Raw genomic sequence first — 26,544 nt, 5'->3', positions numbered from 1 at the left:
AAGGGACTCAGAACGCCAGCCCGGTCGCGCCGGGTGGCGCGACGAGCAGGCCCAGCAGGCGTCCGTCCTGTCCCAGAGCCACGCGTCCGTGCCACTCGCCCGCCTCGCACACCAGCGTGGTGCCCCCGACGACGGTGCCGAGGAGCGGGCCCGCAGGCGCGACCTCCCCGCCGGGCAGCTCCACGACGGTTCCCTCGCAGCGGACGAGGTTGCCGGTGTCGGCGACCGCCCGTGCCCAGGTGTCGAGCACGACGGCACGGGTCAGCACGCGCGCCACGTCGTCGGGCATCAGCGCACGCAGCTCGTCGTAGCGGCCGGCGTCGAGGAGCGCGAAGACCCGCTCGGTGGTCGCGACCACGTCGGCGGGGTCCGTCGGAGTCATCGCGGATCCCGTTCGGGGGTCGCGCGGAGTCCCGAAGCGCTTGAAGGCAGCCTGCCGCGTCGTGCCGAGGACCGACCCGAGGGCGGCCCAGCTGTGCCCGGCTGCGTGCGCCCGGCGCACCTCGTCGGTCAGCGCGCGCTCGGCCAGGTGGAGCGCGGTGAGCGCCGCGCGCACACGGTCCAGCGGGTCGTGGGGCTCAGGCACCGTCGCCGGTCCGGTCCCGCGTGGCGGCGGCAGTCGCGGGCACGAGCGCGCCGGCGAAGATGAAGCCGACCGCCCACCACGACCCGCCGTCACCGACGACGTACATCGCGGAGCCCAGCACGAGCGCGACGGCGGCGGCGACGGCGTACTGGCGTGCGGAGGTCCGCCCGGCGCCACCGTCGCGTGTGGCGCTGGCGTAGGAGCCGGCGAGGAGCATGGCCCACAGGGAGAGGGCCAGGACGGCTCCCACCAGGTAGTACGCCCATCCGCCGCCGGACACGGTGCCGACGACGAGGGTGACGACCGCGGCGGTGAGCAGGTGTCCGAGCGTGTTCGACATGTCTCCAGGCTGGGCCAGGAACGGCGAGGTGTCAACCCAGGGTTGACGGCGCGCCGCCCGGCTGGTCGCGGAGGAACTCTCCGGGGGTCATGCCCGTGACCGTGCGGAAGTCGCGGGTGAAGTGGGACTGGTCGGTGTAGCCGAGCTCCGCGGCCATGTCGGCGAGGGCGGTCGTGCCGTCCTTGAGCGCCTCGACGGCGTCGTGCAGCCGGCGACGCTGCACCAGCCACTTGGGGCTCAGCCCCAGGCGCTGCTCCACCAGCCGCTGCAGGCTGCGCTCGGACAGACCCACCTCGCGGGCCACCTCACCGACGCGGGTGACCTCGGGGTGCTCGCGCAGCCACGTGACGAGGCGGTTGACGAGCAGCCCCTGCTCGTCGACCGGGAGCAGCGACTCCAGCCAGCGCTCGACGCGAGCGACAGCGGCGGCGTGGGCGGCCGGGTCGCGGGGATCCCGGTCCATGGCCGCGCGGACCTCGTCGACCAGGGCGGCGTGGCGCGGCGGCAGGACGTCGGTCAGGTCGGTCCACCGGTCGGTCAGCGTGGCCACCGAGCGCCCCAGCACCAACCGGCCGGCCGCGGGCGTGAGCAGGGCGCCGACGGCGTAGCCGTCGCCCTCCAGCGTGACGCTGGACCGGCCGCGGGCGACGCCGTACAGCCGGGCGTAGCTGTTGCTGACCACGACCAGGCACACCGGGTGCTGCAGGGTGCTCTGGGTGGACGGCTCGGCCAGCGACCACACCGGGATCCAGTAGCGCTCGACCAGGTCGGCGAGGTGCTCGGACGGCGCGTAGCGGTGGATGGGCGGCGAGGGCCGGCTCAGCCCCGTGAGATGGGCTCGGTCGACGGGGTCGACCGGACGGAGGTCCCCCGGGGTCGTCACCTGTCGGATTATTCCAAGAGCCACCGACGCCATCCCTGCGAGCGTGGGGTCATGACACAGACGAGCCGCGACCCCGACCACGACCTGTCCCTCTTCACCTCGCGCGCCGAGCGCTTCACGGAGGTCGTCGACGCCGTCGTCGGCTCGTGGGACGCCCCGTCCCCCTGCGCCGGGTGGTCGGCACGCGACGTCGTGCGCCACGTGGTGGAGACCCAGCGGGAGTTCCTCCAGCGCCAGGACCTCGACGCCGGTCCGGAGCCCGACCTCGACGACCCGGCCGCCGCGTGGCGGCGCCAGCGCGACCACGTGACCTCCCTCCTCACCGAGGGCGGGGTGGGGGCCCGGGAGTACGACGGCTGGTTCGGCCCGACGACGATCGCGGCGACCATGGCCGACTTCTACGGCTGGGACCTCGTCGTGCACGGCTCGGACGTCGCACGCGCCACCGGCCAGCCCTGGACGGTCAGCGAGGAGGAGGCCGCCGCGCTGCACGCGACCGCGGACGGCTGGGGCGACACGCTGTACGCCGAGGGGATCTGCGCAGGTCCGCTCGAGGTCCCCGCGGACGCCTCGACCACCGACCGGCTGCTCGCCCGGCTGGGTCGCGACCCGCAGTGGTCGCCCGGGACGGTCAGCTGACGCGCTCCAGGGTGACAACCGCGACCGTGCACCGGCCGGCGACCTCGCCGGGGCCGCTGACCAGACCGTCGGCACCCTCGCCCTTGAGGACGTACGCCAGCTGGTCGTCGGCGAGCGGCAGGGTCGAGCCGCGGCCGAGCTCGAGGACCGTGACGTAGGGCGAGACCGCTGCGGGGTCCACGACGACGTCGAGCACCCGGACCGGTCCCTCGGGCACGGATGCCGCGACCGCGTCGGCGGCGACGTCGTAGGGCCGCTGCGGCTCGACCACCTGCGTCCCGCCGTCGACCTCCAGGCCGAGCACGGGTCCGTCGAGCACCGTGAGCAGCCGCCGGCGTCCGGGGTGCGTCGGCAGCGGGCCGTCGGCGGCGACGGCGACCAGGTCGATGCGCCACGACCCGTCGTCGGCGCGCGCCAGCTCGTCCACGGCTACTACTTCTTGCCGGACTTCTCTGCCGGCTGCGTGGTGGACAGCGCGGCGACGAACGCCTCGGGCGGCACCTCGACGGTGCCGATGTTCTTCATCCGCTTCTTGCCGGCCTTCTGCTTCTCCAGCAGCTTGCGCTTGCGGCTGATGTCACCGCCGTAGCACTTGGCGAGCACGTCCTTGCGGATGGCGCGGATGTTCTCGCGGGCGATGACGCGCGCCCCGATCGCCGCCTGGATCGGCACCTCGAACTGCTGGCGCGGGATGAGGTCCTTGAGCTTGCCGGCCATCATCACGCCGTAGCCGTAGGCGGCCTCGCGGTGCACGATCGCGGAGAAGGCGTCGACCGGCTCCCCCTGGAGCAGGATGTCGACCTTCACCAGGTCCGCCGCCTGCTCGCCCGAGCGCTCGTAGTCGAGCGAGGCGTAGCCCTTCGTGCGTGACTTGAGCTGGTCGAAGAAGTCGAAGACGATCTCGCCCATCGGCAGCGTGTAGCGCATCTCCACGCGGTCCTCGGAGAGGTAGTCCATCCCCTGCAGGCTGCCGCGCTTGGTCTGGCACAGCTCCATGATCGTGCCGATGTAGTCGCTCGGGCTGAGGATGGTGGCCTTGACGACCGGCTCACGCACCTCGGCGACCTTGCCATCGGGGTACTCGCTCGGGTTGGTCACGGTGATCTCGGTGCCGTCCTCCATGACGACCTCGTAGACCACGTTGGGCGCGGTGGAGATGAGGTCGAGGTTGAACTCGCGCTCGAGGCGGTCACGGGTGATCTCCATGTGGAGCAGCCCGAGGAAGCCGATGCGGAACCCGAAGCCCAGGGCGCCGGAGGTCTCCGGCTCGAAGGTCAGCGCCGCGTCGTTGAGCTGCAGCCGCTCCAGGGCGTCGCGCAGCGTCGGGTAGTCGTCGCCGTCGATGGGGTAGAGCCCGGAGTAGACCATCGGGTTGGGGTGCTTGTAGCCGCCCAGCGCCTCTTCGGCGCCGTGGTGCTGGCTGGTCACGGTGTCGCCGACGCGGGACTGGCGTACGTCCTTCACGCCGGTGATGAGGTAGCCGACCTCGCCGACGCCGAGGTCGGCGGCCTTCACCGGCTCCGGGCTGATCACGCCCACCTCGAGCATCTCGTGCACCGCGCCCGTCGACATCATCTTGATCCGGTCGCGGTGGGTGAGCTTGCCGTCGACCACGCGGACGTAGGTGACCACGCCGCGGTAGGTGTCGTAGACCGAGTCGAAGATCAGCGCCCGCGGCGGTGCGTCGGCGTCCCCGGTCGGGGCGGGGGTCTGCAGCACGATCTCGTTGAGCAGCCCTGCCACACCGTGGCCGGTCTTGGCGCTCACCCGGAGCACGTCCTCGGGCTCGCAGCCGACCAGGCCCGCGAGCTCGGCGGCGTACTTGTCGGGGTTGGCGCCGGGCAAATCGATCTTGTTGAGCACCGGGATGATGTGGAGGTCGGCGCCCATCGCGAGGTAGAGGTTGGCCAGGGTCTGCGCCTCGATGCCCTGCGCGGCGTCGACGAGCAGGATCGCGGCCTCGCAGGCCTCGAGGCTGCGCGAGACCTCGTAGGTGAAGTCGACGTGGCCGGGCGTGTCGATCATGTTGAGGACGTAGGTGCCGGGCTCGGCGCCCTCCTCGTTGTCGGCGGGCACCGTCCACGGCATCCGCACGGCCTGGCTCTTGATCGTGATGCCGCGCTCGCGCTCGATGTCCATCCGGTCGAGGTACTGCGCGCGCGCCGCCCGCTCGTCGACCACCCCGGTGAGCTGCAGCATGCGGTCGGCCAGCGTCGACTTGCCGTGGTCGATGTGCGCGATGATGCAGAAGTTGCGGATGATCGACGGGTCGGTCGAGCCAGGCTGCGGCGCGTTCTTGAGGCTCACGGACTGCTTTCGGGAGTACGACGGAGGGGTCGGGTCATTCTTCCATGCGCGTCGGGTCGCACCGAACCCTCGCCGCTTCCCCCCGCAGTGCGGACGCTAGCGTGCAGCGGTGATCTCCCGGGGCGGCTCCGCGCGACACCTGCCCGTCGTCCCGGCGACCGCGTTCGTGGTGGTGTGGTCGTCGGGCTACATCTCCGGGCCGGCTGCGGTCCACGCCGCGGCGCCGTTCTCGGTGCTCGGCTGGCGGTTCGTCCTGGCCGCAGTGCTCGGCGCGGGGCTGGCGTTGGCGCTGCGGCGGCCGACCCGGATGGACCGCGCGACCTTGGGCCGGGTGGCGGCCGTCGGACTGGTGATGAACGCGGTGCAGTTCGGCCTCATGTACGTCGCCTTCGACCTCGGGCTGGGCGCCACGCTCGCCTCGCTGCTGCACGCGCTGAGCCCGGTCCTCACCGCGCTGCTGGCCGCAGGGCTGCTCGGCGAGCGGGTCACGGTCGTGCAGGTGGCGGGCTTCGTCGCCGGCGTCGCCGGGGTGCTGCTGGTCCTCGGCTCGGACCTGCACCACGTGGGCGGTCCGGTCGCCGTCGCGGTCGGGTGCCTCAGCATGCTCACCTTGAGCCTGGGCACGCTGGGACAGCGCTGGATCGGCGCGCAACCCGACCTGCTCTGGTCCGCCGCGGTGCAGTTCGCCGTGTCCGCCCCTCCCCTGCTCGTCCTCGGCTGGACGACCGAGGGCGCGTGGCCGGTCACCGACGGCCGGCAGGCGCTGGTCGCGGTCCTGTTCCTCGCGATCGTGAACTCGATCCTGGGGCTCGTCCTGCTGTCGCTGCTGGTGCTGCGCGGCGGCTCCGGTGCGGCGGCCAGCCTGTTCTTCCTCAGCCCGCCGGTGACGGCGGTCCTCGCCTGGCTCGTGCTCGACGAGACGCTGTCGCCCCTCCAGCTCCTCGGACTGGCCGTCGCGGTCGCCGGTGTGGCGGCCGCGACCCGGAGCCGCGCGGCACCGGTGCCGGTTCAGGACGTCGGCACCCAGTAGCGACGCTTGACCCCGCGGACGTCCTCCAGCACGCCGCCCGCCGACTCGATCACCCGGACCGACCCGTGGTTGTCGACGTCGCAGGTGACCAGGGCCGGGTCGATGCCGAGCTCGCCCGCCCACGGCAGCGCTGCCCGCAGCATCGCGGTGGCATGGCCCTCGCGCCGGCGCGTGGGGCGTACGTCGTAGCCGATGTGGCCGCCCACCTCGAGCAGGAAGTCGTTGAGCCGGTGCCGGATCGCGATCCGGCCCAGGTAGTCGCTGCCGTCGACCCACCACAGGGTCGTGCAGGGCACGTGCCACTCGGGCCGCGGGGACTCCTCGTGCGCGTCGGCCCGCACGGCCTCGACGAACGCCTCGAACGCCCCGGGGTCCGTCCAGGCGGGCGCGTACCGGTCGATCCACGCCGCCGTCTGGCTCATCTCCACGCCCTCGGCGACGAACTCGTCCATCGCCTCGAGGAAGGACTCGCGGACCGACGAGGTGGGCAGCACGAGCTCTGGCATGCGCCAGTTGTACCGCCGCACGTCCACTGCTCTCCAGCGGATATCGGTTCGTGGCGGCGTGCCGCGTGGGGAAGGATGCGGCCATGTCCCGGTCCTCGCCCGTCGCGCCCTACCCCGTCCCGCACGACCGGACCGCCCGGCGGCTGGAGTGGGCGTTCCTCCCGCCGGCGCTGCGGGCCTACATCGAGCGCAGGTGCGGCTCTCCCGTGGTCTCCGCGATCTCCCAGACCACCGGCTTCACCCCCGGCTTCGCCTCGGTGCTCGTCTGCGAGGACGGGTCGCGGCACTTCGTGAAGGCGGCGTCGGTCAAGGCGCAGCGGATGTTCGCCGACTCCTATCGCGAGGAGGCGCGCAAGCTCGCCGCGCTGCCCGAAGCGGTCCCCGCACCGCGGCTGCTGTGGCACCTCGACGACGACTGGGTGGTGCTCGGCACCGAGTACGTCGCCGCCCGCCCGCCGCGCCGGCCGTGGGAGCCCGGCGACCTCGACGCGGTGCTCGATGCGCTGGAGCAGGCGGCCGACGCCCTCACCCCACCACCTCCCGGGCTGGCCCTCGACACGGCCGAGGCGGACTTCGCACCGCTGCTCGAGGGCTGGGCGACGATTCGCGAGGCGCGCCCGGACCTCGACCCCAGCCACCTCGCCGAGGCGGAGGCGCTCGCGCGCCGCTACGCCGACGTGGTCGGCGGCGACACGCTCGTGCACACCGACATCCGCTCCGACAACGTGCTCATCGACCCCGACGGGCGTGCGTGGATCTGCGACTGGAACTGGCCGGTGCGCGGCGCCGCCTGGTTCGACTCGTTCGCCGCCCTCATCAGCCCCCGCGGTGAGGGGATCGACGTCGACCGGGTGATCGCGGCGCGGCGCCTGCTGCGCGACGTCGATCCGGAAGCGCTCGACATCAACCTCGCGCTCTACGTCGGCTACTTCGTCTCCCAGTGCCTGCAGCCCGTGCCGCCGACCTCGCCCCACATCCGCGACCACCAGCGCTGGCAGGGCGAGGTGTGCTGGGACTGGCTCGCCGAGCGCCGGGGCTGGTCGTGACGGCTCCGCGCGCGGTCGGCGTACGCCTGCCGTTCGCCGCCGTGCCGGCGGAGGTGCGGGCGTGGGTCGAGCAGGAGCTGGGCTCGCCGGTGGTGGCGACCGCGGAGCAGGTCGGCGGGATGTCGCCGGGCTGCGCGACCCGGGTGGCCTGCGCCGACGGGACGCGGGCGTTCGTCAAGGCGGTCGGCGCCGTCCTCAACCCGGACACGCCCACCCTGTTCCGCCGCGAGGTCGGCGTGCTGCGACACCTCGGCGAGCACGAGCTGTGGGCGCGGCTGCTGGCGGCGTACGACGACGGCGAGTGGGTGGCGCTGCTCATCGAGGACGTGGAGGGACGCCACCCCGACTTCGACGACCCCGCTGAGCTCGAGGCGGTGCTCGCCGGGACGGACCGGCTGTCCGCGGTGCTGCAGGCGCGCGACCTGCCCGACACGGTGGAGTCCCTCGACGTGGCCGCCACCCTGCGCAAGTGGGCCGACTGCCTCGACGGGCTTCCCGACGCGCCGGCCGCCACGCCGGTGCCCGACTGGCTGCGTCCGGACCCTCACGGCTGGGCCGGCGTGCTGCGTGAGCTGGCCGCTCGCCCGATGTCGCACCTGGCCCACTGGGACATCCGCGTCGACAACCTGCTGCGTCGCCCGAGCGGCGACACCGTGTTCGTGGACTGGGGGATGGCGGCTCGCGGACCGGGGTGGGTGGACCCGCTCCTGGCGCGGCTGGAGCGTGTCGACGACACCTGGTTCGACGCCTCGACGCGCTCCTCCCCCGCGATGCTCGAGGCCGGGGATGACGGCGTCACGGCGTTCCTCGCCGGGTTCGGAGCGCACCTCGCCGTGCGGTCCGTCGTCGCTGTCGACGTGAACCTGCCGACCATCAACGACTTCCGGATCCGCGAGTCCCGGCGCATGCTGGACGCAGTCGCCCGCCGGTCGCGACCCTGAGCACCGCCAGCTGCGACGGTCGGCGGCTCCCCGGGCGATGGATGCCCTGGTCGCGCACCCTGCGATTTGGGCGGGTGCGCGGGCTGACGGTAGTGTTCCTCCCTGCGTGTCCGGCACCCGACCCTCTTCTCTCGGCTGGGGGGTTGCCAGGCAGCCGACAGGCACCAGACTTCCCGTCCAGACCAGCTCGAGCATCCGAGGATCCACACGTGGCGAACATCAAGTCCCAGATCAAGCGCAACAAGCAGAACGAGCTGCGCCGTCAGCGCAACCAGGCCGTCAAGTCGCGCCTGAAGACCGCGGTCCGCAAGTTCCGCGAGCTCTCCGAGGCGGGCGACAAGGACGCGGCCGTCGCCGCTGGTCGCGACGCCATGAAGCAGCTCGACAAGGCCGCTTCGAAGGGCGTCATCCACGCCAACCAGGCCGCCAACCGCAAGTCCTCGATCGCCAAGAAGGCCGCCGCTCTCTGACGAGGCCCTGCCGAACACCCGCCCTCGTGGCGGGTGTTTCGCATTTTCGGGTCGTCGGGCTCCGCTGCTGCGGGGCGGTGACTGAGCCACATCCCCGACCGCTCGGAGGTGGCTCACGCACCGCCAGCCGGAGCGCCGACGTACGCTCCGCCCCCGGGCGGTGGCTCAGCCACATCCCCGACCGCTCGAATGTGGCTCACGCACCGCCAGCCGGAGCGCCGGCGTACGCCCGCCCCCGGCGGTGGCTGAGCCACATCCCCGACCGCTCGAATGTGGCTCACGCACCGCCAGCCGGAGCGCCGGCGTACGCCCCGCCCCCGGCCGAGCGACAGGCGCGGACGCCTCAGCGCCCGTCGCGCAGTCCCGCCACGGTGAGCACGAGCCGCTCGAGCGTGTAGGCCGCGTCGTGAGCCTGCCCCTTGATGTCGGCGTCGGCCACCGCGACCGCGCGGACCGCCGCCGCGATGCCGTCAGGACTCCACGAGCGCGACTGGTCGCGCACCGTGCGCACCTTCCACGGCGGCACGCCGAGGTCGCGCGCGAGCTCGGCGTCGCGTGCGCCGCGCGGCGACCCCAGGTAGCGCGCGAGGCTGCGCGCCGAAGCGGCCATCGCCGACGTCACGAGCACCGGCGCGGTGCCGGAGTCGAGCGCCCAGCGCAGCTCCTCCAGGGCCATCGCGCGCTTGCCGGCGAACGCCGCGTCCGCGACGGTGAAGGACTTGGCCTCGGCGCGACCGCCGAAGTAGCGCTGTACCTTCTCGACGGTCAGCTGCTCGCCGTGGAAGTCGTGGGTGAGCTGGTCGGCAGCCGCCGCGAGGGAGCGCAGGTCGTTGCCGACCGCCTGCACCAGGAACGCCGCGGCGTCGGGCGCGATCTTCGCGCCGTGTGACGCGACCTCGGAGGTCACGAAACCCGGCAGCTCGTTGGCCCGGATCTCCTCGGACTTCACCTCGCTGACCGCGGGCAGCTTGCGCAGCTTGGTCAGCACGCCGCTGCCCTTGGCGCCGCCGGAGTGCACCAGCACGAGGGCGACGTCGTCGGCGGGCGCGGCGCAGTAGCCCAGCAGCCCGTCGACCGACTCCTCGGGCAGGTCCTCCAGACCGCGCACCACGACGCAGCGGATCGAGGAGAACAACGAGGGGGCCGACATCTCGCCCAGCGAGGCGAGCGTCAGGTCCGAGGCCGACGACTCCGCGAGCTCCGCGTCGGCGTCGTGGGCGCGCACGGCGTCACGCACCGCCGCGACGGTGCGCGCCGAGAGGTACTCCTCCTTGCCCGTCACGAGGACGACGTGACCGAGGACCTGCGCGGCCGAGGGAGTGCGTGCCATGGTGGCCACACCCTATCCGCGCGCGACGACACCCACCTCGCCGTCGCGCACCACCACCACGACGTCTCCGGACGAGTCGGTGCGCCACACCTCCATCCCTGCCGCGGAGAGCGCGGCGAGCACGTCGGGCGCCGGGTGCCCGTAGTCGTTGTCCGCGCCGACCGACACCAGGGCGAGCCGCGCCCCGAGCGACGTCAGCCAGCGCAGGTCCTGGTGGCGGCTGCCGTGGTGCGGCACCTTGAGGACGTCGACGCCGAGACCGTCGAGCTCGCGCGAGAGGGCCGCCTGGGCCGAGGGCTCCACGTCGCCGGTCAGCAGCACCCGCAGGCCGGCGACCTCGGCGACCGCCACGACGCTGGCGTTGTTCGGTGCGCTCTCGCTCGGGTCGGCGCCGGGCCCGTCCGGACGCGGCCACACGGTCTGCAGAGTCACCTCGCCGACCTGCCGCGTCTCGCCGTACGCCGCCACGCCGGGGTCGCGACCGGTCGCGGTGCTCACCGCCCGGACCCCCTCCGGCGGGTCGAGCAGGCCGGTGCCCTCGACCGCACCGACCTGCCGGCCCTCCAGGAGGCCTGCGACGCCGCCGACGTGGTCGGCGTGGAAGTGCGTGAGCACCAGGAGCGGGACAGCGGTGACCTCGAGCCGGTCCAGGCACGCGTCCATCAGCGCCGGCTCGGGTCCGGCGTCGACGATGACCGCCGCGTGCGGACCGGCCCGGAGCACCAGTCCGTCGCCCTGGCCCACGTCGCACGCCGCGAGGACCCAGCCTCGCGGCGGCCACCCCGGGGTCGGCGGACCCGTGAGCATGAGCACCACGAGCAGCGCGGTGCACGTCAGCGTGGCCGACGGCCGGCCCAGCAGCCGCGGGGCGAGGGGGACGGCGAGCGCGCACAGCACGCTCAGCACCGCGAGCGCGACCGGTCCGGTCCCCCAGTCCACCGCGGCGCTCGGCACCTCCGCCCCCGCGCGGGCCACGGCGATGATCCACCCGGCCGACCAGGCCGCCGGCGCCGCCACCAGCGCGCCGAGCGGTGCCCAGGCCAGCCCGAGCAGCCCGCCGGCCAGGCCGAGCACCGTCGCCGGCGCGACCGCAGGCGCGGCGAGCAGGTTGGCCGCGACCGCCACGAGGCTGACCTCGCCCGAGAGTCCGGCGACCACGGGCGTGCACGCCACCTGGGCGGCCAGAGGCACCGAGACCGCCTCGGCCACCCACCGCGGCGTCCAGCGCATCAGCGCGTCGCGCCAGACCGGCGCCAGCAACAGGATCCCCGCGGTGGCCAGCACCGACAGGGCGAAGCCGGCCGTGATCGCGAGCCGCGGCCAGACCAGGAGCAGCACGAGCACCGCCATCCCGAGGCCCCGGACCCCACGCGAGCGACCGTTGTGCCCCATCCCGAGCAGCGCGACGGTGCCCATCGCGGCGGCGCGCACGACGCTGGGCTCGGCACGCGCCGTCAGCACGAACCCCGCGATCCCGACGGCGGCCAGCACGTGCAGCCACCGCCCCCGCAGCCCCAGCCACCGGCCGAGGACGAGCACGGAGCCGACGACGAGGGTCAGGTTGGTCCCGCTGACCGCGAGGAGGTGGGTGAGGCCGGTCGTGCGGAAGTCGTCGGCCAGGTCGGGGTCGAGCCCGCCGTCGTCACCCACCACGAGCGCCGGCACCAGCTCGCGAGCGTCCGCGTCGCGGCCGGCGACGGCGGCGCGCACCGACCGGCGTACGGCCGCTGCGGCGTCCCACCACACCTCGGGCTCGGCCACCAGCCGCGGCTCGCCGCTGGGGCGGACCAGCGCCGCCGCGTCGCCGTCGGCCGGCGCCAGCCGGGCCGTCGTCTCCACGGTGGTGCCGAGCGCGGACCGGGGCCAGTCGGCGTCGGCCAGCACCACGACCGGCGCGTCCAGTGTCCAGGCGGTCCCCCTGCCCTCGACGCGCAACGCCCGTGCCTGCGCCACCTGGATGTCGCCGTACTGCCCGGCCACGACACGTACGTCGGAGGTCAGCGCGATCCGGACCGTGACGACCGCGCCCTCGTCGGCTAGCCCGCGCAGCGGCGAGGCGTCGAGGACGGCCTGCTGCAGGGCCGCCACCCCCGCGACCGCTGCCAGGGCAGCCACCGGCCCCAGCCAGCCCGGAGCGACGAGGCGCCGCGCGACCAGGACCAGCGCCGCCGCGACGATGACCGCCACGAGCGCGACCGCGACGCGCCCGGGCAGCAGCAGGGCGAGGAGCGCGCCGGCCCACCCGCCCGCGCCCAGCGCGGCGGCGCGAACGTCAGGCACCGGTCAGAGGGTGACGAGCGGGGCGAGGTCCGCCAGCGTGGCCTCGCCGATGCCGTCGACCTCCAGCAGCTCGTCGACCGAGGTGAAGCCGCCGTTCGCGTCGCGCCACGACAAGATCGCTGCCGCGGTCACCGGACCGACGCCGGGCAGCGTGTCGAGCGCGGCCTCGTCGGCGGTGTTGAGGTTGACCAGCCCCGCACTCGGTGTCGACGTCGTCCCCAGCTCTCCGGCGACGCCCGGCGCGGGCGCGATGCCGACCAGGATCTGCTCCCCGTCCACGACCGGTCGCGCCAGGTTGAGCGCGGTGAGGTCCACCCCGCGTCGCGCTCCCCCGGCCGCCTCGAGCGCGTCGACGACCCGGGAGCCGGCCGGCAGCACCGCGATGCCCGGCCGGCGGACCTTGCCGGCGACGTCGACGACCAGGTCGCCGCCGGGCGCCGCCTCGCCGTCGGGCGAGCCCGTGGTGGACCCGGTCGCGGATCCCGTCGTGGGCACGGTCGCGGATCCTGTCGGCGCCACCGGGGCGAGCGGGTCCGTGGCCGAGGTGACGGGCGCCAGCGGCACCGCGTCGGCCTGGTCGCGCACCGCCCACCAGGCCGCGAGCCCCACCGCGATCGCCGCCACGACGGCGACGACGGCCAGGTGCACCGGTCCGAGCTGCAGGCCACCGACGCGCAGGCGCCGCGAGGCGTGCCGCCCGGGCACGGGCAGCACCACCGGAGCCGGCACCGGCGCGGGCGCGTCCTCCGGCCGCTCGCGCACGCGGGTGTGCGCCGAGGCGGGGCCGGGCTCGCCGCGGACGGCGGCGAGCTCCGCGCTCAGCGTCGCCAGCCGCCGCGACACCGCCTCGGCGTGCTCGGAGGATGACTGGGACCGGCGCATGCCTCCACGCTAGGAACGGCGGGGCCGGATCGACAGGCCTCGAAGCCGATCTGTGGAGAGAGCTCAGCCGGCGGGCCGCGGGGCCACGCAGACCGCGACCATCCCCGGACCCACGTGCGCCCCGAGCACCGCACCCAGCTCCCCGCACATCACCTCGCGACCCTCGAGCCCGTCGGCGAGCCGCTCGGCGAGGGTGGCGGTGAGCTCGGCGGCGCGCTCGACGTTGGCGAGGTGGGCGACGCACACGTCGACGGGCTGGTCGCCCGCGACCTCGACGGCCAGCTCGGCGAGCCGGGCCAGGGCACGCGACGCCGTACGCACCCGCTCGCGCGGGACCACCCTGCCCTCGGCGATCTCGAGGAGCGGCTTGACCGAGAGTGCGCTGCCGAAGATCGCGGCCGCGGCCCCGATGCGGCCGCCGCGGCGCAGGTACTCGAGGGTGTCGACGTAGAACAGCGACGACGCCGCCGCCCCGCGGGCCAGCGCCGCCTCGGCGGCCTCCTTCGCGCTGCCCCCTGCGTCGAGCAGGTCGGCGGCGGTCAGCGCCGCGTAGCCGGTGGCGATGCCGACCTGGCCGGAGTCGACGACGTGCACGGGCAGCTCGACCTCCAGGGCAGCGAGCTGGGCGGACTCGAAGGTGCCGCTCATCTCGCGGGAGAGGTGCACCGAGACGATCTCCTCGGCCCCCTCGGACGCGAGCCGCCGGTAGAGGTCGGCGAACAGCGCGGGCGCCGGGCGCGAGGTGCTGACCGGGACGAAGTCGCGCAGCGCCTGCGCCACCACCTCGGGCGTGGCGCCGTCCGGTCCCTCGTCGAGCACCTTCGCCCCGATCACGACCTGCAGCGGCACGACCCGGATGCCGCGAGACTGCGCGACGTCGGCGGGCAGGCTCGCGGTCGAGTCGGTGACGACCACGACGCGGGACACGGCTCGACCCTAGACGACGATGTTCACCAGCTTGGGCGCGCGCACGATCACCGTGCGGACCGTCGCCCCGTCGATCGCGCGCTGCACGGCCGGGTCGGCCAGCGCGGCGGCCTCGAGGTCGGCCTCGGAGATGTCGGGAGAGACCTCGAGCCGCGCCTTCACCTTGCCCTTGACCTGCACGACCGCGGTGACGGTGTCCTCGACGAGGAGCGCCTCGTCGACCGCCGGCCAGCCGGCGCGCACCACCGTGGGCTGGTGGCCCAGCCGCTCCCACATCTCCTCGGCCGTGTAGGGCGCGACCAGGGAGAGCAGCACCGCGACGGCCTCGACGGCCTCGCGAACGGCCGGGTCCGCGGGGCCGCAGCCGGAGTCGATGGCCTTGCGGGTCGCGTTGACCAGCTCCATCACCCGGGCGACCATCACGTTGAACCGGTAGGACTCGACCAGCTCGGCCGCGTCGTGCACCGTCCGCGCCGTCGTGCGCCGCAGCGCCACGTCGCCGGTCGTGACGTCCGCACCCGGGTCGGAGGTGACGTCGCCGGAGAGCCGCCAGGCCCGCTGCAGGAACCGCAGCGAACCCTCGGGAGACATGTTGGCCCAGTCGATGTCGTCCTCCGGCGGACCGGCGAAGACCAGGGTCAGCCGCACCGCGTCCACGCCGAACGCCGCGAGCTGCTCGCCCAGGTTGACGCCGTTGCCGAGGGACTTGCTCATCTTCTTGCCCTGGTTGATCACGAAGCCCTGGTTGAGCTGGGCCGACCACGGCTCGCGGAAGTCCACCAGGCCCATGTCGTTGAGCACCTTGGTGAAGAAGCGGCCGTAGAGCAGGTGCAGGACGGCGTGCTCGACGCCGCCGACGTAGAGGTTGCACGGCATCCAGGCGTTGACCAGCTCGGGATCGAACGGCCGGTCCGCCTCGTGCGGCGAGCAGTAGCGGAACATGTACCAGGACGAGTCGACGAAGGTGTCCATCGTGTCGGTGTCACGGGTCGCCGGCCCCCCGCACGTCGGGCAGGTGACCTCGACCCACTCACGCGCCCCGCCCAGCGGGGAGGTGCCCTTCGGCTTGAGGTCGGCACCCTTGAGCATCGGCAGGGTCACCGGCAGCTGGTCCTCGGGCACCGGCACCTCGCCGTCCACCGGGCAGTGGATGATCGGGATCGGGGCGCCCCAGTAGCGCTGGCGGCTCAGCAGCCAGTCGCGCAGGCGGTAGTTGACCGCCCCCGCGCCGCGGCCGTCGGCCTCCAGCCGCTCGATGATCGCGCGGATGCCGGACGCCTTGTCGCTCAGGCCGTCGAGCTCGCCGGAGTTGACGTACGCCCCGTCGCCCGACGTGGCGACACCGCTGACCTCCGGGTCCTCGGCGCCGGGTACGTCGATGACGCGGCGCACCGGCAGGCCCATCGTCCGGGCGAAGTCGAGGTCGCGCTGGTCGTGGGCGGGAACGGCCATGATCGCGCCGGTGCCGTAGTCAGCCAGCACGTAGTCGCTCGCCCACACCGGCACCTCCTCGCCGGAGACCGGGTTGGTGGCGGTGATGCCGAGGTCCACCCCGGTCTTGGGCCGCTCGGTGGACAGGCGGTCGATGTCGGAGGCCTTGCGGACCTCGACCAGGTAGTCCTGCAGCGCCTGCGCCCGGTCGGGGTGCACGATCTCGGCGGCCAGGGCGGCGTCGGCGGCGACGACCATGAACGTCGCGCCGTAGAGGGTGTCGGGGCGGGTGGTGTAGACCTCGACGTCGCGCTCACCGCTCGCGGTGTGCAGGGTGAACGTGACGTGGGCGCCCTCGGAGCGGCCGATCCAGTTGCGCTGCGCGGTGACGACGCGGTCGGGCCAGGTGTCCTCCAGCTCGTCGAGGCCGTCGAGCAGCTCCTGGGCGTAGTCGGTGATCTTGAAGTACCACTGGGTCAGCTCCTTCTTGGTCACCTCCGCTCCGCACCGCTCGCACATGCCGGCGACGACCTGCTCGTTGGCGAGCACGGTCTGGTCCTGGGGGCACCAGTTGACCGGGCTGTTCTTGCGGTAGGCCAGGCCTCGCTCGTAGAACTTCAAAAACAGCCACTGCGTCCACCGGTAGTACTCCGGGTCGCTGGTGTTGAAGGTGCGCGACCAGTCGAACGACGCGGCGTACCTGCGGCACGACTCGATCGAGCGCGCGATGTTGGCGCGCGTGTAGGTGTCGGGGTGCTCGTCGTTGCGGATCGCGGCGTTCTCGGCCGGCAGCCCGAAGGAGTCGAAGCCCATCGGGTTGAGGACCTCGTAGCCGCGCTGCCACCAGTAGCGCGCCACCACGTCGTGCAGCGCGAACACCTCGGCGTGACCCATGTGGAGGTCACCGCTCGGGTAGGGGAACATCGTCAGCGCGTAGCGCTTCTCGCGCGGGCTGTCGTCGTCGGCCCGGAACGGCTGGAGGTCCTCCCAGACGCGCTGCCACTTGGTCTCGGTGGCCTCGATGTCGTACGTCGTCTCGCCGTGGGTGCTCTGCTCGGGGTTCATCTCTCTCGCTCCTGGTGGGTCCTGCTCCCGACATGAAAAAACCCCTCACGCACGGAGGGGTGGCCGCGATGACTGCCTGGACGGATGGTCAGCGCGGCTGTCGAAGCAGGAACTGCGACGCCATGGGCCCATCGTAGCCTGTCCGCCGGGACGACGAGCCACCGGAAGCGCCACCGCCCGGACCGAACTCGGGGTCCGGGCCGGGCAGTGGGCACAGGCGGGGCGCTCAGCGCCGGTGGGCGCTCACTTGACGAACGCCGGCGTGAGCGGCGGGGTCCACCACTCGCCCTGGTAGGCCTTGATCGCGCCGATCACGTGCATGATGCCGGCCACGACCGGCGGGACCAGGAAGACCGGCAGGAACACCACGAAGCCGAGGCCGAGCGTCACGACGCCCAGGACGACGTAGGCGACCGCGGCGAGCACGAGCCAGATGAACATCATGATCTGGACGTTGAGCGAGTTGGCGGCGTGCGCGCGCACGAACGGCCCGCGGTCCTTGTGCATCACATAGACCGCGATGGATGCCAGGAACCCCAGGAAGCCGGCGGAGCAGATCATCGCCACCACGGCACCCGCGTGCGAGATCGCGCCCCACGTGCGCTCGTCCTGGGGCGACATGGTCGCCGGTGCGGCCTGGTGGCCCGGGTAGGGCTGGTGGCTGTAGGGCTGATGGCCATAGGACTGGTGGCCGGAGGGGCCCTGTCGCGGGTCCTCGGGGTGCTGCGGGTACTGCGGGTACTGGTCGGACATCTCACTCATTCCTCGGTGGGCCGGTGCCCCCTGCCCGGCGTCTGAGCCAAGCCAACCACGTCGGCGGGCCGGATTCACCTCTTCCGGGGTCTCACCGGGGTCGGGTCAGGGATGCGTCCGGGTCCTTTCCTGCGCCACACCCCAAGAAGTGTTTGACAGTCAATGCCGACCCGCGGCACACTCACTGCCCAACGAGTGTTGGAGGGTTGGCATGGACGACGGAACAGACGACGGCACGACGAGCACCACCGACGTGGCGCGGCTGCGGGCGACCGCGCACCCGCTGCGGCTGCGCATCATGTCGCTGCTGACCGGGGAGGCGATGAGCGCCGCAGAGGTCGCCCGGACGCTCGGCATCAGCCACGCCAACGCGTCGTACCACCTGCGCGTGCTCCACGACATCGGCGAGCTCGTCGTCGAGTCCGAGGAGAAGATCCGCGGCGGCGTGGCCAAGCGCTACCGCTACGACGCCACGCGGGCGACCGACTCCAGGGGCAGCGAGGTGGACGACCGCATCGCCTACGCCCGCGCCAACGCGGTCGAGGTCGAGCGCCGGCTCCGCGAGGCGGCTCCGGGAGCGGCGACCTCGAGCGACCTGGAGGCGTGGGTCGACGTCGCCAGTTGGCACGCCGCGCTGGACCTGCTGCACGAGGCCGCACACCTCCTCCACGCCGCCGCCCGCCCGGCGGGCACGCCCGACACCGTCCACGTCAGCGTCACCACCCAGGCCTTCACCATGTCCGGCGGGCGCACCGGCGCCGACGTGCGGTGGACGCCGTCCGAGGAGTCGTCCCGATGACCTGGTCCACCGCGATCGCGCCCCTGCGCAACCGCAACTTCGCGTGGTACTTCGCCTCCCGCTTCGTCAACACGCTCGGCAACATGATGGCGACCATCGCCTTGGCGTTCGCCGTCCTCGACATCACCGACTCCCCCAGCGCGCTCGGGCAGGTGCTGGCCGCGCACACCATCCCGATGATCGCGCTGCTGCTCTACGGCGGCGTCATCGCGGACCGGTTCCCGCGCACCGTGGTGCTGCAGGCGTCCAACGTCGCCTCCGCGCTCAGCCAGGGCGCGATCGCCGCGCTGGTGCTGTCGGGGCACGCCGAGATCTGGATGCTCGTTGTGCTCTCCGTGGTGCACGGGGCCGTCTCGGGTGTCTCCTTCCCCGCGATGTCCAGCGTGCTGCCACAGCTCGTCGAGCGCGCCGAGCTCCAGCCGGCCAACGCGCTGGTGTCCCTGACCCGCAACGGGATGATGGTGCTGGGCCCGACCGTCGGCGCGCTGCTGGTGGTCACGGTGGGCTCGGGGTGGGCGCTGGCGGTGGACGCGGCGACGTGGTTGCTGGCCGCCCTGCTCCTGCTCCCGGTGACCATCCCGCCTCGCGAGGCCGACGGCGCCGCTCCGGACACCCTCGCCGAGCTGCGCGAGGGCTGGAGCTTCTTCTGGGCCACGCCGTGGCTGTGGACCGTCGTCGTGGGGTTCGGCGTCCTCAACGCCATCCACTCCGGGGCATGGTTCACCCTCGGCCCGGCAGTCGCCGACGACACCATCGGCCGCCAGGCCTGGGGCTACGTCCTCTCCGCCGAGGCCGCGGGCCTGCTGCTCACCACCGTGGTGCTGCTCCGCGTGCGGCTCGAGCGCCCGCTGCTGCTGGGCATGCTGGGGATCGCGATGATCGCGCCGCCGATGCTGCTGCTCGGGGTGTCCCCGCACGTGGTCACCCTGGTCACGGCGGCCTTCCTCGCCGGTGCCGGCACGGAGATCTTCGGCATGGGCTGGAACCTGGCGATGCAGGAGAACATCGAGGACCGGCTGCTCTCGCGGGCCTACTCCTACGACGCGCTCGGCTCGTTCGTGGCGATGCCGGTAGGCCAGCTCGCCTACGGTCCGCTGGCCGAGGCGTTCGGGTTCGAGCCGGTGCTGGTGGCGTCCGCGATCGCGTACGTCGCCGTGGTGGCTCTGGTGCTGTGCTCACGGTCGGTGCGCGACCTGCCCCGGGCCCCGTCGGGCGACGCGGCTAGTGTCACGTCATGAGCGTGATGGACTTCTTCCGCCTCGACGACAAGGTCGTCATCGTCACCGGTGCCTCGAGCGGGCTGGGCGTGGCGTTCGCGCACTGCTTCGCCGAGGCCGGCGCCGACCTCGCGCTCGGGGCGCGACGGGTCGACAAGCTCGAGAAGGTCGCCGACTCGGTGCGCTCGACCGGGCGCCGGGTGCACACGGTGGAGACCGACGTGGCCGACCCCGACCAGTGCCAGCGGCTCGTCGACGAGGCGATGGCGAAGTTCGGTCGGGTCGACGTGCTGATCAACAACGCCGGCATCGGCACCGCCGTGCCCGCGACCCGCGAGACGCCCGAGCAGTTCCGCTCGGTCATCGACGTCAACCTCAACGGCTGCTACTGGATGGCTCAGGCGTGCGGCCGGGTGATGCGACCGGGCTCGAGCATCATCAACATCTCCTCGATCCTCGGGATCACCACCGGGGGCCTCCCGCAGGCGGCCTACTCCGCCTCCAAGGCGGGCCTCGGGGGCCTGACCCGCGACCTGGCGCAGCAGTGGACGGGCCGCAAGGGCATCCGCGTCAACGCGCTCGCGCCCGGCTTCTTCGCCTCCGAGATGACCGAGACCTATCCCGAGGGCTATCTCGACCTCGCGATGCAGCGCGTCCCGGCCGGTCGCAAGGGCGACCCGCGCGAGCTCGCCGCCACCGCCGTCTGGCTGGCCTCGGACGCCGCCGGCTACGTCACCGGCCAGATGATCCCGGTCGACGGCGGCCTCACCATCGCCTGAGCCTTCGCTCAGTCGACCCAGGGCCGGCGACCACCTCGTCGGTACGCCGACCCGCGGCCGTCAGGCGGAGGCGAGGATCTCGGTGACTGCGGCTACCAGGCCGGCGATGTCCTCGTCGCTGGCCACGAGCGGCGGGGCGAAGCGCACCGTCGAGCCGTGCGTGTCCTTGGCGAGCACGCCGCGCACCATCAGTGCCTCGGACATCTGGCGCCCGGTCATCAGCGTCGGGTCGATGTCGATCCCGGCCCACGCGCCGCGTACGCGCACGTCGGACAGACCCTTGCCCACGAGCGGCTCGAAGCCCGCCCGGAGCAGGTCGCCGATCTCCGCGGAGCGCGCCTGGAAGGTGCCCTCCTCGAGCATCGCGACCACCTCGGTGCCGATGGCTGCCGCCAGCGGGTTGCCGCCGAACGTCGAGCCGTGCGAGCCGGGCGTGATGACGTCCATGATCTCGCGGTCCGCAGCGATGGCGGAGACGGGATAGAGGCCGCCGCCGAGGGCCTTGCCCATGACGTAGATGTCGGGGACGACGTCCTCGTGGTCGCAGGCGAACGTCCGTCCGGAGCGAGCGAGGCCCGACTGGATCTCGTCGGCGACCATGAGCACGTTGCGCTCGGTGCAGAGCGCGCGCAGGTCGCGCAGGAAGCCCTCGGGCGGCATGACGACGCCCCCCTCGCCCTGGATCGGCTCGAACAGCACGGCGACGGTGGTCTCGTCGATGGCGGACGCGATCGCCTCGACGTCGCCGTACTTCACGCTGCGGAAGCCCGTGGTGAAGGGCGCGTAGCCGGACGTGGCCACGTCGTCGTCGGAGAAGCTGACGATGGTCGTGGTGCGCCCGTGGAAGTTGCCCTCCATCGTGATGATCGTGGCCTGCCCGGCCGGCACGCCCTTGACCTCGTAGCCCCACTTGCGGCTGACCTTGATCGCCGTCTCGACGGCCTCCGCGCCGGAGTTCATCGGCAGGATCATGTCCTTGCCGGTGAGCCGCGTGAGTGCCGCGGCGAACCCGCTGAGCTGGTCGTTGAAGAACGCGCGGCTGGTCAGCGTCAGCTTGCCCAGCTGCTCGCGGGCGACCGCGACGAGCCGCTCGTTGGTGTGGCCGAAGTTGAGCGCGGAGTAGCCCGCGAGGCAGTCGAGGTAGCGCTTGCCGTCGACGTCGACGACCCAGGCGCCCTCGCCCCGCGCCAGCACCACCGGCAGGGGGTGGTAGTTGTGCGCGGCGTAGCGCTCGGTGGCCTCGATGTGGGCCTCGGTGCCCTCGAGGACGGTGCGGGTGGAGACGTCGATCGCGGTCATGACGGCATGGTGCCACCCGGTCGCCGTTCCACCAACACGCCGACGCGGCCCTGACGACCCGCCCCTGAATCGCCCATCGCAGGCCCTCGGGCCGTGGCCGGGAACGACGAGAGGCGCCCCGCAGGGCGCCTCTCGTGTCGGTGGAGCTGAGGGGACTCGAACCCCTGACCCTCTGCATGCCATGCAGATGCGCTACCAGCTGCGCCACAGCCCCAACATCGTCTTCCGGTCGTGCTGGAGGACAACGCGGAGAACATTAGCCGACGGCCGACGGTGAGGTGAAATCGGGGTGCGGGTCAGCGCGACCGCGCGGCCGAGGTCCCCCTCGTGGCGGGACCGGTCACGGCGTCACGACCCGGTTCCACACCCGCAGCCGCCAGCGGACCTCGGCGGCGGTCCACGTCCCGGCGGCGTGCTCGAGCTCGACCCACCCGCAGTTCGCGAGCACGCCCAGGGACTCCTCGATGCCGGCGGGCCAGCCCAGGAACGCCGGCACGCACGTGCGCAGGGCGGCGCCGTGCGAGACGACCACGCCCGTGTCGCCCTCGCCGAGCTCGTCGGCGTACGACCGCAGCGCGGGGAGGAACCGTGCGAGGACGTCCTCGCTGGTCTCCCGCCCCGGGATGGCGGCGATGTCGCCCGCGATCAGGGCGGCGTGCTCCGCGGGGTGCGCGGCCGCGTACTCCGCGGCGGTCAGCCCCTGACGGTGCGGTCCCACGTCGAACTCGCGCAGCCGGGCGTCGACGACCGGCTCGAGGCGCGCCTCGGCCGCGAGGAGCGCTGCCGTCTGGGTGGCGCGCGCCAGGTCCGAGGACCACACCGCCACCGGGTCGAGCGCCGCCAGCACCGGCGCGACGGCCTTGGCCTGGGCCTGACCGACGTCGTCGAGGGGCACGTCGGCGTGGCCCTGGGCCCGTCCGGCGTCGTTCCAGGCCGTACGGCCGTGGCGCAGGAGGACCAGTCGCCTCACGTGAGGGTCAGCGGGATGAGCGGGCAGTCGCTCCAGAGCCGCTCGAGGGCGTAGAACGAGCGCTCCTCCTCGTGCTGGACGTGCACGACGATCTCGCCGTAGTCGAGGAGCACCCAGCGGCCCTCCTTGTGCCCCTCGCGGCGGATCGGCTTGGCGCCGGCCTCGCGGAGCTTGTCCTCGACCTCGTCGACGATCGCGCCTACGGCGCGCTCGTTGGTGGCGCTGGCGAGGACGAAGGCGTCGGTGATGGCGAGCTGGTCGCTGACGTCGAAGGCCAGCACCTGGTCGGCCTTCTTGTCGTGCGCGGCCTGGGCGGCGACGGCGACGAGCTCGACGGCGTGGTCGGTGGCACTCATGCGGGGTCCTTGCTGGTGGGGGCTGAGTAGAGGTCGTGCTTGGCGATGTACTGGACCACGCCGTCGGGGACGAGGTACCACACGGGCTCGCCGCGCCGCTTCCGCTTGCGGACGTCGGTCGAGGAGATGGCGAGGGCCGGGATCTCAACCATCGTGACCTTGTCGGACGGGATCTTCGACAGCGCCTCTGCGTCCGTCGTGTAGCCGGGACGGGTGCATCCCACGAAGTTGGCGAGCTCGAAGAGCTCGTCGGCGTCGCGCCAGGTGAAGATGTCGGCCAGGGCGTCGGCACCGGTGATGAAGAACAGCTGCGCGTCGGGCATGACCGCCTTGAGGTCGCGCAGCGTGTCGATGGTGTACGTCGGCCCGTCCCGGTCGATGTCGACGCGGGAGACGGTGAATCGCGGGTTGGCCGCCGTCGCCACCACCGTCATCAGGTAGCGGTGCTCGGCCTCGGTCACCTCACGGTCGCTCTTCTGCCACGGGTCGCCCGTCGGCACGAACAGCACCTCGTCGAGGTCGAACCAGGCCTGCACCTCGGACGCGGCCACGAGGTGCCCGTGGTGGATGGGGTCGAAGGTGCCGCCCATCACCCCGACGCGACGCTGGGTCACCGGATCCACCGGGTCAGCTGTGCTCGCGCCCGCCGCCGAAGGTGACCACTGCCAGCAGCAGCGCGAGGAGCAGCGCGAGCGCGATCGCACCCACGACGTAGGGGCTGACCGCAGGCTCGGAGTGCTCGGCCTCGGCCGCGAGGACAGTCAGGGTGTTCAGCATGCGGTGATCCTATCCGCTGGACGCGGTGCGGGCTCAGCGGACGTGTCCGTCGCCCACCACGACGTACTTGCTCGAGGTCATCTCCGGCAGGCCCATCGGCCCTCGCGCGTGCAGCTTCTGCGTCGAGATGCCGATCTCGGCACCGAAGCCGAACTCGCCGCCGTCGGTGAAGCGCGTCGAGGCGTTGACCACCACGGCGGCGGAGTCGACCGCGGCGACGAAGCGGCGGATGGTGGCCTGGTCGCGCGCGAGGATCGCCTCGGTGTGGCCGGAGGAGAAGCGCCGGACGTGCTCGATGGCGGCCTCGACGTCCGCGACGACGGCGCCGGAGATCTCGGCGGCGAGGAACTCCGCGGCGTGGTCCTCGTCGGTGGCGGGGACGACGTCGTCGTACTCCGCGAAGGCGGCGTCGCCGTGGATCAGCACCCCGGCCTCCTGGAGCGCCTCGACGACGATCGGCAGGAACTCGTCGGCCACGTCCGCGTGGACCAGCAACGACTCCGCGGCGTTGCACACGCTGGTGCGCTGCGTCTTGGCGTTGAGCACGATGGCCAGGGCCTGGTCGAGGTCCGCCGAGGCGTCGACGTAGACGTGGCAGTTGCCCACACCGGTCTCGATCACCGGCACGGTCGACTCCTCCACGACGCTGCGGATCAGCCCGGCACCGCCGCGCGGGATCAGCACGTCGACCAGGCCTCGGGCTCGCATCAGCGCCTTGACGCTGTCGTGCGTCTCACCCGGCACGAGCTGGACGACGTCCTCGGGCAGGCCGCTGCCGGCCAGAGCACCGCGCATCGCCGCGACGATCGCGGCGTTGCTCGAGCGGGCACTCGAGGAGCCGCGCAGCAGGACGGCGTTGCCGGCCTTGAGGCAGATCCCCGCCGCGTCGGCGGTGACGTTGGGCCGCGCCTCGTAGATCATCCCCACCACGCCGAACGGCACCCGGACCTGGCGCAGCTCCAGCCCGTTGGCCAGCGTGCTCCCGCGCAGGACCTCCCCCACCGGGTCGGGGAGTCCGGCGACGTCGCGCAGCCCCTGCGCCATCGCCTGGAGCCGCCCCTCGTCGAGGCGGAGCCGGTCGACGATGTTGGCCGCGGTGCCGCCGGCCTCGGCCCGCGCGACGTCCTCGGCGTTGGCGGCGAGGACCTCGCTCGCCGCGTCGATCAGGGCGTCGGCCATCGCGAGCAGTGCGGCGTCCTTCGTCGCCCGGGTGGCGGTCGCCAGCTCGTGGCTGGCTGCCCGGGCCCGCCCGGCGACCTCACGGACCACGTCCTCGGTGCTCATGACCGAAGCGTAGGCCGCCGGTGCCTATCCTCGTCCCATGTCTCGGATCACGGGGATGGTGCTCGCCGTGGCGACGGCCGCGGCTGTTCTGACCGCTTCCACCGCGGGCGCCCTACCCCCGCCCGCCGTCTCGTCGGCACCCTCGTCGGCGGCGCCGCAACCGGCCGAGCTCCCACGGGAGGTCCGCGGAGGCGTCGAGCTCGCGCTCGCCGACGGCGACCTGCTGCGCGTGTGGGCCGCTCGCGACCGCCGCACCGTGTGGGCCGCCCGGCGCGACGCGAGCACCGCGACCTGGAGCGCCCGAAGGGCCATCCTGCGCGAGAGGAGCCTCTTCTGCGGCGACGTCGAGGCCCGCACGGCCGGCGGAGCGGTCGCCGTCCTCGCGCAGTGCGACCGGCACGGCTACGCCGAGGACCAGGCCCCGACCGCCTCCCGGGCGCTCTGGTCGGCCGACACCGTCACCTGGTCGTCGTACGAGCTGGAGGGCGAGGCCTACGAGGAGCCCGGCATCTCCCCCGACGGCACGCACGCGGTCTGGCCGCAGCACGGCCGCTACGTCACCCGAAGCCCGGACGGCTTCTCCCACCACCGGCTGGACGCGGCGGGGCAGGAGTACACCGTCACCGCCACGATCACCGACACCGGGCTGGTCTCGTTCCTCTACGGCGCATGGCTCGAGGGTCGCTGCCGGCTGGTGGTGCTGAGTCGCACGGGCGACGCCGCGCCGAGCCGGCAGGAGCTGCCGCTCCCCCACGCGTGCCAGGACGTCGACCTGGCCAACGCCGACGCCGACACCGTGTGGTTCGGGGACGTCACGAGCCCCGCCCACCGCGCGGTGGTCTCACGCTCCGCCGCGTCCTCGCCCTGGGCCGTGAGCGCGATCGCCCCGGCGGACGCGCCCGGCCTGCGGCACGAGCGGGGCAGCCTTCACACCGTCTACGCCACCGCACCCGGCCTCGCGCTCCACGCCGTGTGGTCCCGCGGTCGCCGCATCCTCCGGAGCCAGCGCTACGACCCGGTCACCCAGACGTGGGCAGCGCCGGTCGTCGTCCACGACGCGGGGAGCAGGCGGTGCCGGTGGGCCGACGGCTCGACGGCGCAGCCGCTGGGGGTCGTGCTCCTCCCGATGACGTGCAGTGGGCGCAACGTCGTGCTCACCACCGCCGACGGCAACGACTGGCGGGCGCTGCGGATGGGCCGGCACACCTTCGGCCTGTCGCCCGACGGACGGTACGTCGCGGTGCCCGGACGCACCGTCACCCACGTCGTCTCGGCGGAGCGCGGCGTGCTCGCGCTGCCGCTCGCGGTGAAGGGGCGGTGCGAGGTGGTGGTGCCCGACGGTCCCGACGCAGCAGTGCTCCTCACGTCTGCCGGCCGCCACCGAGGGTGGCCCACAGTGCTGAAGGCCTCGTCGCTCGACGGTTGGCGGTTGTTGTCGCGCACCCGGTTGCCGACCTTCGCCCAGGAGTGCCGGGGCGTCCGCTCGTCGCACCACGACCTGCCCTACCGCTTCGACGTGTTCAGCCGACGCCACGGCTACACGACGCGGATCGTGCAGCGCGACGGCGAGTGGACCGTACGCCGCAGCAGGTGGTGAGGCCGGGACGACCGACGCCCCCCGGCCGGGTCGGTCGGGGGGCGTCGCGG

At 73.2% G+C, this 26,544-nt stretch carries 27 protein-coding genes and 1 tRNA gene; 9 read left to right on the top strand and 19 right to left on the bottom strand.

The annotated features are described in order from the left end of the window. Nucleotides 1-7 precede the first annotated feature (7 nt). From J3P41_RS13160 to J3P41_RS19320, 3 genes are read right to left on the bottom strand one after another with little or no spacing between them, the layout of a single operon-like run. Nucleotides 8-586 carry a hypothetical protein gene (locus J3P41_RS13160; protein ID WP_210650739.1) on the bottom strand — a complete coding sequence of 193 codons (579 nt, stop codon included), beginning with the start codon at nt 584-586 and terminating at the stop codon, nt 8-10. Next, the gene (locus tag J3P41_RS13155) at nt 579-926 is read right to left on the bottom strand and encodes a hypothetical protein (protein WP_210650738.1); all 348 of its coding nucleotides are present in this window, start codon (nt 924-926) and stop codon (nt 579-581) included. Before J3P41_RS13155 ends, J3P41_RS13160 begins: the two co-directional genes overlap by 8 nt. Before the next feature lie 31 nt (nt 927-957). Continuing rightward, on the bottom strand, nt 958-1,809 hold the full coding sequence (locus J3P41_RS19320; protein WP_210650737.1) for an AraC family transcriptional regulator: 852 nt from the start codon (nt 1,807-1,809) through the stop codon (nt 958-960). A 51-nt stretch (nt 1,810-1,860) separates the two neighbouring features. Here J3P41_RS19320 and J3P41_RS13145 point away from each other — a divergent pair, with 51 nt between their 5' ends. Beyond that, complete coding sequence (locus J3P41_RS13145) at nt 1,861-2,448, top strand: TIGR03086 family metal-binding protein (RefSeq protein ID WP_210650736.1); 588 nt, start codon at nt 1,861-1,863, stop codon at nt 2,446-2,448. Here J3P41_RS13145 and J3P41_RS13140 read toward each other — a convergent pair. Continuing rightward, the gene (locus J3P41_RS13140; protein WP_210650735.1) at nt 2,441-2,875 is read right to left on the bottom strand and encodes a HutD family protein; all 435 of its coding nucleotides are present in this window, start codon (nt 2,873-2,875) and stop codon (nt 2,441-2,443) included. The two genes, J3P41_RS13145 and J3P41_RS13140, sit on opposite strands and share 8 nt — an antisense overlap. 5 nt (nt 2,876-2,880) lie before the next feature. Further along, nucleotides 2,881-4,755, bottom strand: a complete 1,875-nt coding sequence (gene lepA, locus J3P41_RS13135) for a translation elongation factor 4 (RefSeq protein ID WP_210650734.1) — start codon at nt 4,753-4,755, stop codon at nt 2,881-2,883. 109 nt (nt 4,756-4,864) lie between these two features. Between lepA and J3P41_RS13130 the strand changes: the two genes are divergently transcribed. Continuing rightward, entirely contained in the window at nt 4,865-5,785 is a 921-nt protein-coding gene (locus J3P41_RS13130; RefSeq protein ID WP_210650733.1) for a DMT family transporter, read from the top strand. Here the strand turns inward: J3P41_RS13130 and J3P41_RS13125 are convergent. Further along, complete coding sequence (locus tag J3P41_RS13125) at nt 5,764-6,291, bottom strand: GNAT family N-acetyltransferase (protein ID WP_210650732.1); 528 nt, start codon at nt 6,289-6,291, stop codon at nt 5,764-5,766. The two genes, J3P41_RS13130 and J3P41_RS13125, sit on opposite strands and share 22 nt — an antisense overlap. A gap of 83 nt (nt 6,292-6,374) precedes the next feature. Here J3P41_RS13125 and J3P41_RS13120 point away from each other — a divergent pair, with 83 nt between their 5' ends. The 3 genes from J3P41_RS13120 to rpsT all read left to right on the top strand — a co-directional run bounded on the left by J3P41_RS13120 (nt 6,375) and on the right by rpsT (nt 8,748). Continuing rightward, nucleotides 6,375-7,337: a phosphotransferase family protein gene (locus J3P41_RS13120; protein WP_210650731.1), complete on the top strand. Its 963-nt coding sequence runs from the start codon at nt 6,375-6,377 to the stop codon at nt 7,335-7,337. Beyond that, nucleotides 7,334-8,278: a hypothetical protein gene (locus tag J3P41_RS13115; protein ID WP_210650730.1), complete on the top strand. Its 945-nt coding sequence runs from the start codon at nt 7,334-7,336 to the stop codon at nt 8,276-8,278. The genes J3P41_RS13120 and J3P41_RS13115 overlap by 4 nt, the downstream gene beginning before the upstream one ends. A gap of 209 nt (nt 8,279-8,487) precedes the next feature. Beyond that, nucleotides 8,488-8,748 (top strand): 30S ribosomal protein S20, encoded by a 261-nt coding sequence (gene rpsT, locus J3P41_RS13110; RefSeq protein WP_210650729.1) that lies wholly within the window; start codon nt 8,488-8,490, stop codon nt 8,746-8,748. Between the two features lie 343 nt (nt 8,749-9,091). On the opposite strand, the gene holA is transcribed toward rpsT, so the two are convergent. The 6 genes from holA to J3P41_RS13080 all read right to left on the bottom strand — a co-directional run bounded on the left by holA (nt 9,092) and on the right by J3P41_RS13080 (nt 17,416). After that, a complete protein-coding gene (gene holA, locus J3P41_RS13105; RefSeq protein WP_210650728.1) occupies nt 9,092-10,078 on the bottom strand; it encodes a DNA polymerase III subunit delta in 987 nt (328 codons plus the stop codon). A 12-nt stretch (nt 10,079-10,090) separates the two neighbouring features. Beyond that, a complete protein-coding gene (locus tag J3P41_RS13100) occupies nt 10,091-12,358 on the bottom strand; it encodes a ComEC/Rec2 family competence protein (protein ID WP_210650727.1) in 2,268 nt (755 codons plus the stop codon). 3 nt (nt 12,359-12,361) lie between these two features. Beyond that, entirely contained in the window at nt 12,362-13,240 is an 879-nt protein-coding gene (locus J3P41_RS13095; protein ID WP_210650726.1) for a ComEA family DNA-binding protein, read from the bottom strand. 63 nt (nt 13,241-13,303) lie between these two features. Further along, nucleotides 13,304-14,167, bottom strand: a complete 864-nt coding sequence (locus tag J3P41_RS13090) for a DegV family protein (protein WP_210650725.1) — start codon at nt 14,165-14,167, stop codon at nt 13,304-13,306. A 9-nt stretch (nt 14,168-14,176) separates the two neighbouring features. Then, on the bottom strand, nt 14,177-16,663 hold the full coding sequence (gene leuS / locus J3P41_RS13085; protein WP_210650724.1) for a leucine--tRNA ligase: 2,487 nt from the start codon (nt 16,661-16,663) through the stop codon (nt 14,177-14,179). Between the two features lie 243 nt (nt 16,664-16,906). Next, a complete protein-coding gene (locus J3P41_RS13080) occupies nt 16,907-17,416 on the bottom strand; it encodes a DUF4870 domain-containing protein (RefSeq protein ID WP_210650723.1) in 510 nt (169 codons plus the stop codon). 211 nt (nt 17,417-17,627) lie between these two features. On the opposite strand from J3P41_RS13080, the gene J3P41_RS13075 reads away from it, so the two are divergent. Genes J3P41_RS13075 through J3P41_RS13065 form a run of 3 tightly spaced genes read left to right on the top strand, consistent with a single transcriptional unit; the run spans nt 17,628 to nt 20,211 of the window. Beyond that, nucleotides 17,628-18,215: a transcriptional regulator gene (locus tag J3P41_RS13075; RefSeq protein ID WP_210650722.1), complete on the top strand. Its 588-nt coding sequence runs from the start codon at nt 17,628-17,630 to the stop codon at nt 18,213-18,215. Beyond that, nucleotides 18,212-19,453 carry an MFS transporter gene (locus J3P41_RS13070; protein ID WP_210650721.1) on the top strand — a complete coding sequence of 414 codons (1,242 nt, stop codon included), beginning with the start codon at nt 18,212-18,214 and terminating at the stop codon, nt 19,451-19,453. Before J3P41_RS13075 ends, J3P41_RS13070 begins: the two co-directional genes overlap by 4 nt. After that, nucleotides 19,450-20,211: an SDR family NAD(P)-dependent oxidoreductase gene (locus J3P41_RS13065; protein WP_210650720.1), complete on the top strand. Its 762-nt coding sequence runs from the start codon at nt 19,450-19,452 to the stop codon at nt 20,209-20,211. The genes J3P41_RS13070 and J3P41_RS13065 overlap by 4 nt, the downstream gene beginning before the upstream one ends. Nucleotides 20,212-20,271: 60 nt before the next feature. Here J3P41_RS13065 and rocD read toward each other — a convergent pair whose 3' ends face one another. The 7 genes from rocD to J3P41_RS13030 all read right to left on the bottom strand — a co-directional run bounded on the left by rocD (nt 20,272) and on the right by J3P41_RS13030 (nt 24,897). Continuing rightward, nucleotides 20,272-21,510, bottom strand: a complete 1,239-nt coding sequence (gene rocD, locus J3P41_RS13060; RefSeq protein WP_210650719.1) for an ornithine--oxo-acid transaminase — start codon at nt 21,508-21,510, stop codon at nt 20,272-20,274. Between the two features lie 141 nt (nt 21,511-21,651). After that, nucleotides 21,652-21,724: transfer RNA gene (locus J3P41_RS13055), tRNA-Ala, on the bottom strand. 126 nt (nt 21,725-21,850) lie between these two features. After that, nucleotides 21,851-22,480, bottom strand: coding sequence for a histidine phosphatase family protein (locus tag J3P41_RS13050; RefSeq protein WP_210650718.1), 630 nt, complete (start codon nt 22,478-22,480; stop codon nt 21,851-21,853). Beyond that, entirely contained in the window at nt 22,477-22,836 is a 360-nt protein-coding gene (gene rsfS / locus J3P41_RS13045) for a ribosome silencing factor (protein ID WP_210650717.1), read from the bottom strand. Before rsfS ends, J3P41_RS13050 begins: the two co-directional genes overlap by 4 nt. Continuing rightward, a complete protein-coding gene (nadD, locus tag J3P41_RS13040; protein ID WP_307861978.1) occupies nt 22,833-23,450 on the bottom strand; it encodes a nicotinate-nucleotide adenylyltransferase in 618 nt (205 codons plus the stop codon). The genes rsfS and nadD overlap by 4 nt, the downstream gene beginning before the upstream one ends. 13 nt (nt 23,451-23,463) lie before the next feature. After that, nucleotides 23,464-23,613, bottom strand: a complete 150-nt coding sequence (locus J3P41_RS13035) for a hypothetical protein (protein WP_210650716.1) — start codon at nt 23,611-23,613, stop codon at nt 23,464-23,466. Between the two features lie 33 nt (nt 23,614-23,646). Continuing rightward, entirely contained in the window at nt 23,647-24,897 is a 1,251-nt protein-coding gene (locus J3P41_RS13030) for a glutamate-5-semialdehyde dehydrogenase (protein ID WP_210650715.1), read from the bottom strand. 37 nt (nt 24,898-24,934) lie between these two features. Between J3P41_RS13030 and J3P41_RS13025 the strand changes: the two genes are divergently transcribed. Further along, the gene (locus J3P41_RS13025) at nt 24,935-26,494 is read left to right on the top strand and encodes a hypothetical protein (protein WP_210650714.1); all 1,560 of its coding nucleotides are present in this window, start codon (nt 24,935-24,937) and stop codon (nt 26,492-26,494) included. The last annotated feature ends 50 nt before the right edge of the window (nt 26,495-26,544 follow it).

The sequence above is a fragment of the Nocardioides sp. SYSU D00065 genome, assembly GCF_017916425.1.
Classification (GTDB): domain Bacteria; phylum Actinomycetota; class Actinomycetes; order Propionibacteriales; family Nocardioidaceae; genus Nocardioides.
This window is presented reverse-complemented; position numbering and strand designations above follow the sequence as displayed.

Bases quoted from the DNA above. Each gene is read 5' to 3' on its own strand.
- J3P41_RS13155 (WP_210650738.1), bottom strand. From the start codon at position 926: ATGTCGAACACGCTCGGACACCTGCTCACCGCCGCGGTCGTCACCCTC.
- J3P41_RS13145 (WP_210650736.1), top strand. From the start codon at position 1,861: ATGACACAGACGAGCCGCGACCCCGACCACGACCTGTCCCTCTTCACC.
- J3P41_RS13125 (WP_210650732.1), bottom strand. From the start codon at position 6,291: ATGCCAGAGCTCGTGCTGCCCACCTCGTCGGTCCGCGAGTCCTTCCTC.
- J3P41_RS13120 (WP_210650731.1), top strand. From the start codon at position 6,375: ATGTCCCGGTCCTCGCCCGTCGCGCCCTACCCCGTCCCGCACGACCGG.
- holA (WP_210650728.1), bottom strand. From the start codon at position 10,078: ATGGCACGCACTCCCTCGGCCGCGCAGGTCCTCGGTCACGTCGTCCTC.
- J3P41_RS13095 (WP_210650726.1), bottom strand. From the start codon at position 13,240: ATGCGCCGGTCCCAGTCATCCTCCGAGCACGCCGAGGCGGTGTCGCGG.
- leuS (WP_210650724.1), bottom strand. From the start codon at position 16,663: ATGAACCCCGAGCAGAGCACCCACGGCGAGACGACGTACGACATCGAG.
- J3P41_RS13080 (WP_210650723.1), bottom strand. From the start codon at position 17,416: ATGTCCGACCAGTACCCGCAGTACCCGCAGCACCCCGAGGACCCGCGA.
- J3P41_RS13075 (WP_210650722.1), top strand. From the start codon at position 17,628: ATGGACGACGGAACAGACGACGGCACGACGAGCACCACCGACGTGGCG.
- J3P41_RS13070 (WP_210650721.1), top strand. From the start codon at position 18,212: ATGACCTGGTCCACCGCGATCGCGCCCCTGCGCAACCGCAACTTCGCG.
- J3P41_RS13065 (WP_210650720.1), top strand. From the start codon at position 19,450: ATGAGCGTGATGGACTTCTTCCGCCTCGACGACAAGGTCGTCATCGTC.
- rocD (WP_210650719.1), bottom strand. From the start codon at position 21,510: ATGACCGCGATCGACGTCTCCACCCGCACCGTCCTCGAGGGCACCGAG.
- rsfS (WP_210650717.1), bottom strand. From the start codon at position 22,836: ATGAGTGCCACCGACCACGCCGTCGAGCTCGTCGCCGTCGCCGCCCAG.
- J3P41_RS13035 (WP_210650716.1), bottom strand. From the start codon at position 23,613: ATGCTGAACACCCTGACTGTCCTCGCGGCCGAGGCCGAGCACTCCGAG.
- J3P41_RS13030 (WP_210650715.1), bottom strand. From the start codon at position 24,897: ATGAGCACCGAGGACGTGGTCCGTGAGGTCGCCGGGCGGGCCCGGGCA.
- J3P41_RS13025 (WP_210650714.1), top strand. From the start codon at position 24,935: ATGTCTCGGATCACGGGGATGGTGCTCGCCGTGGCGACGGCCGCGGCT.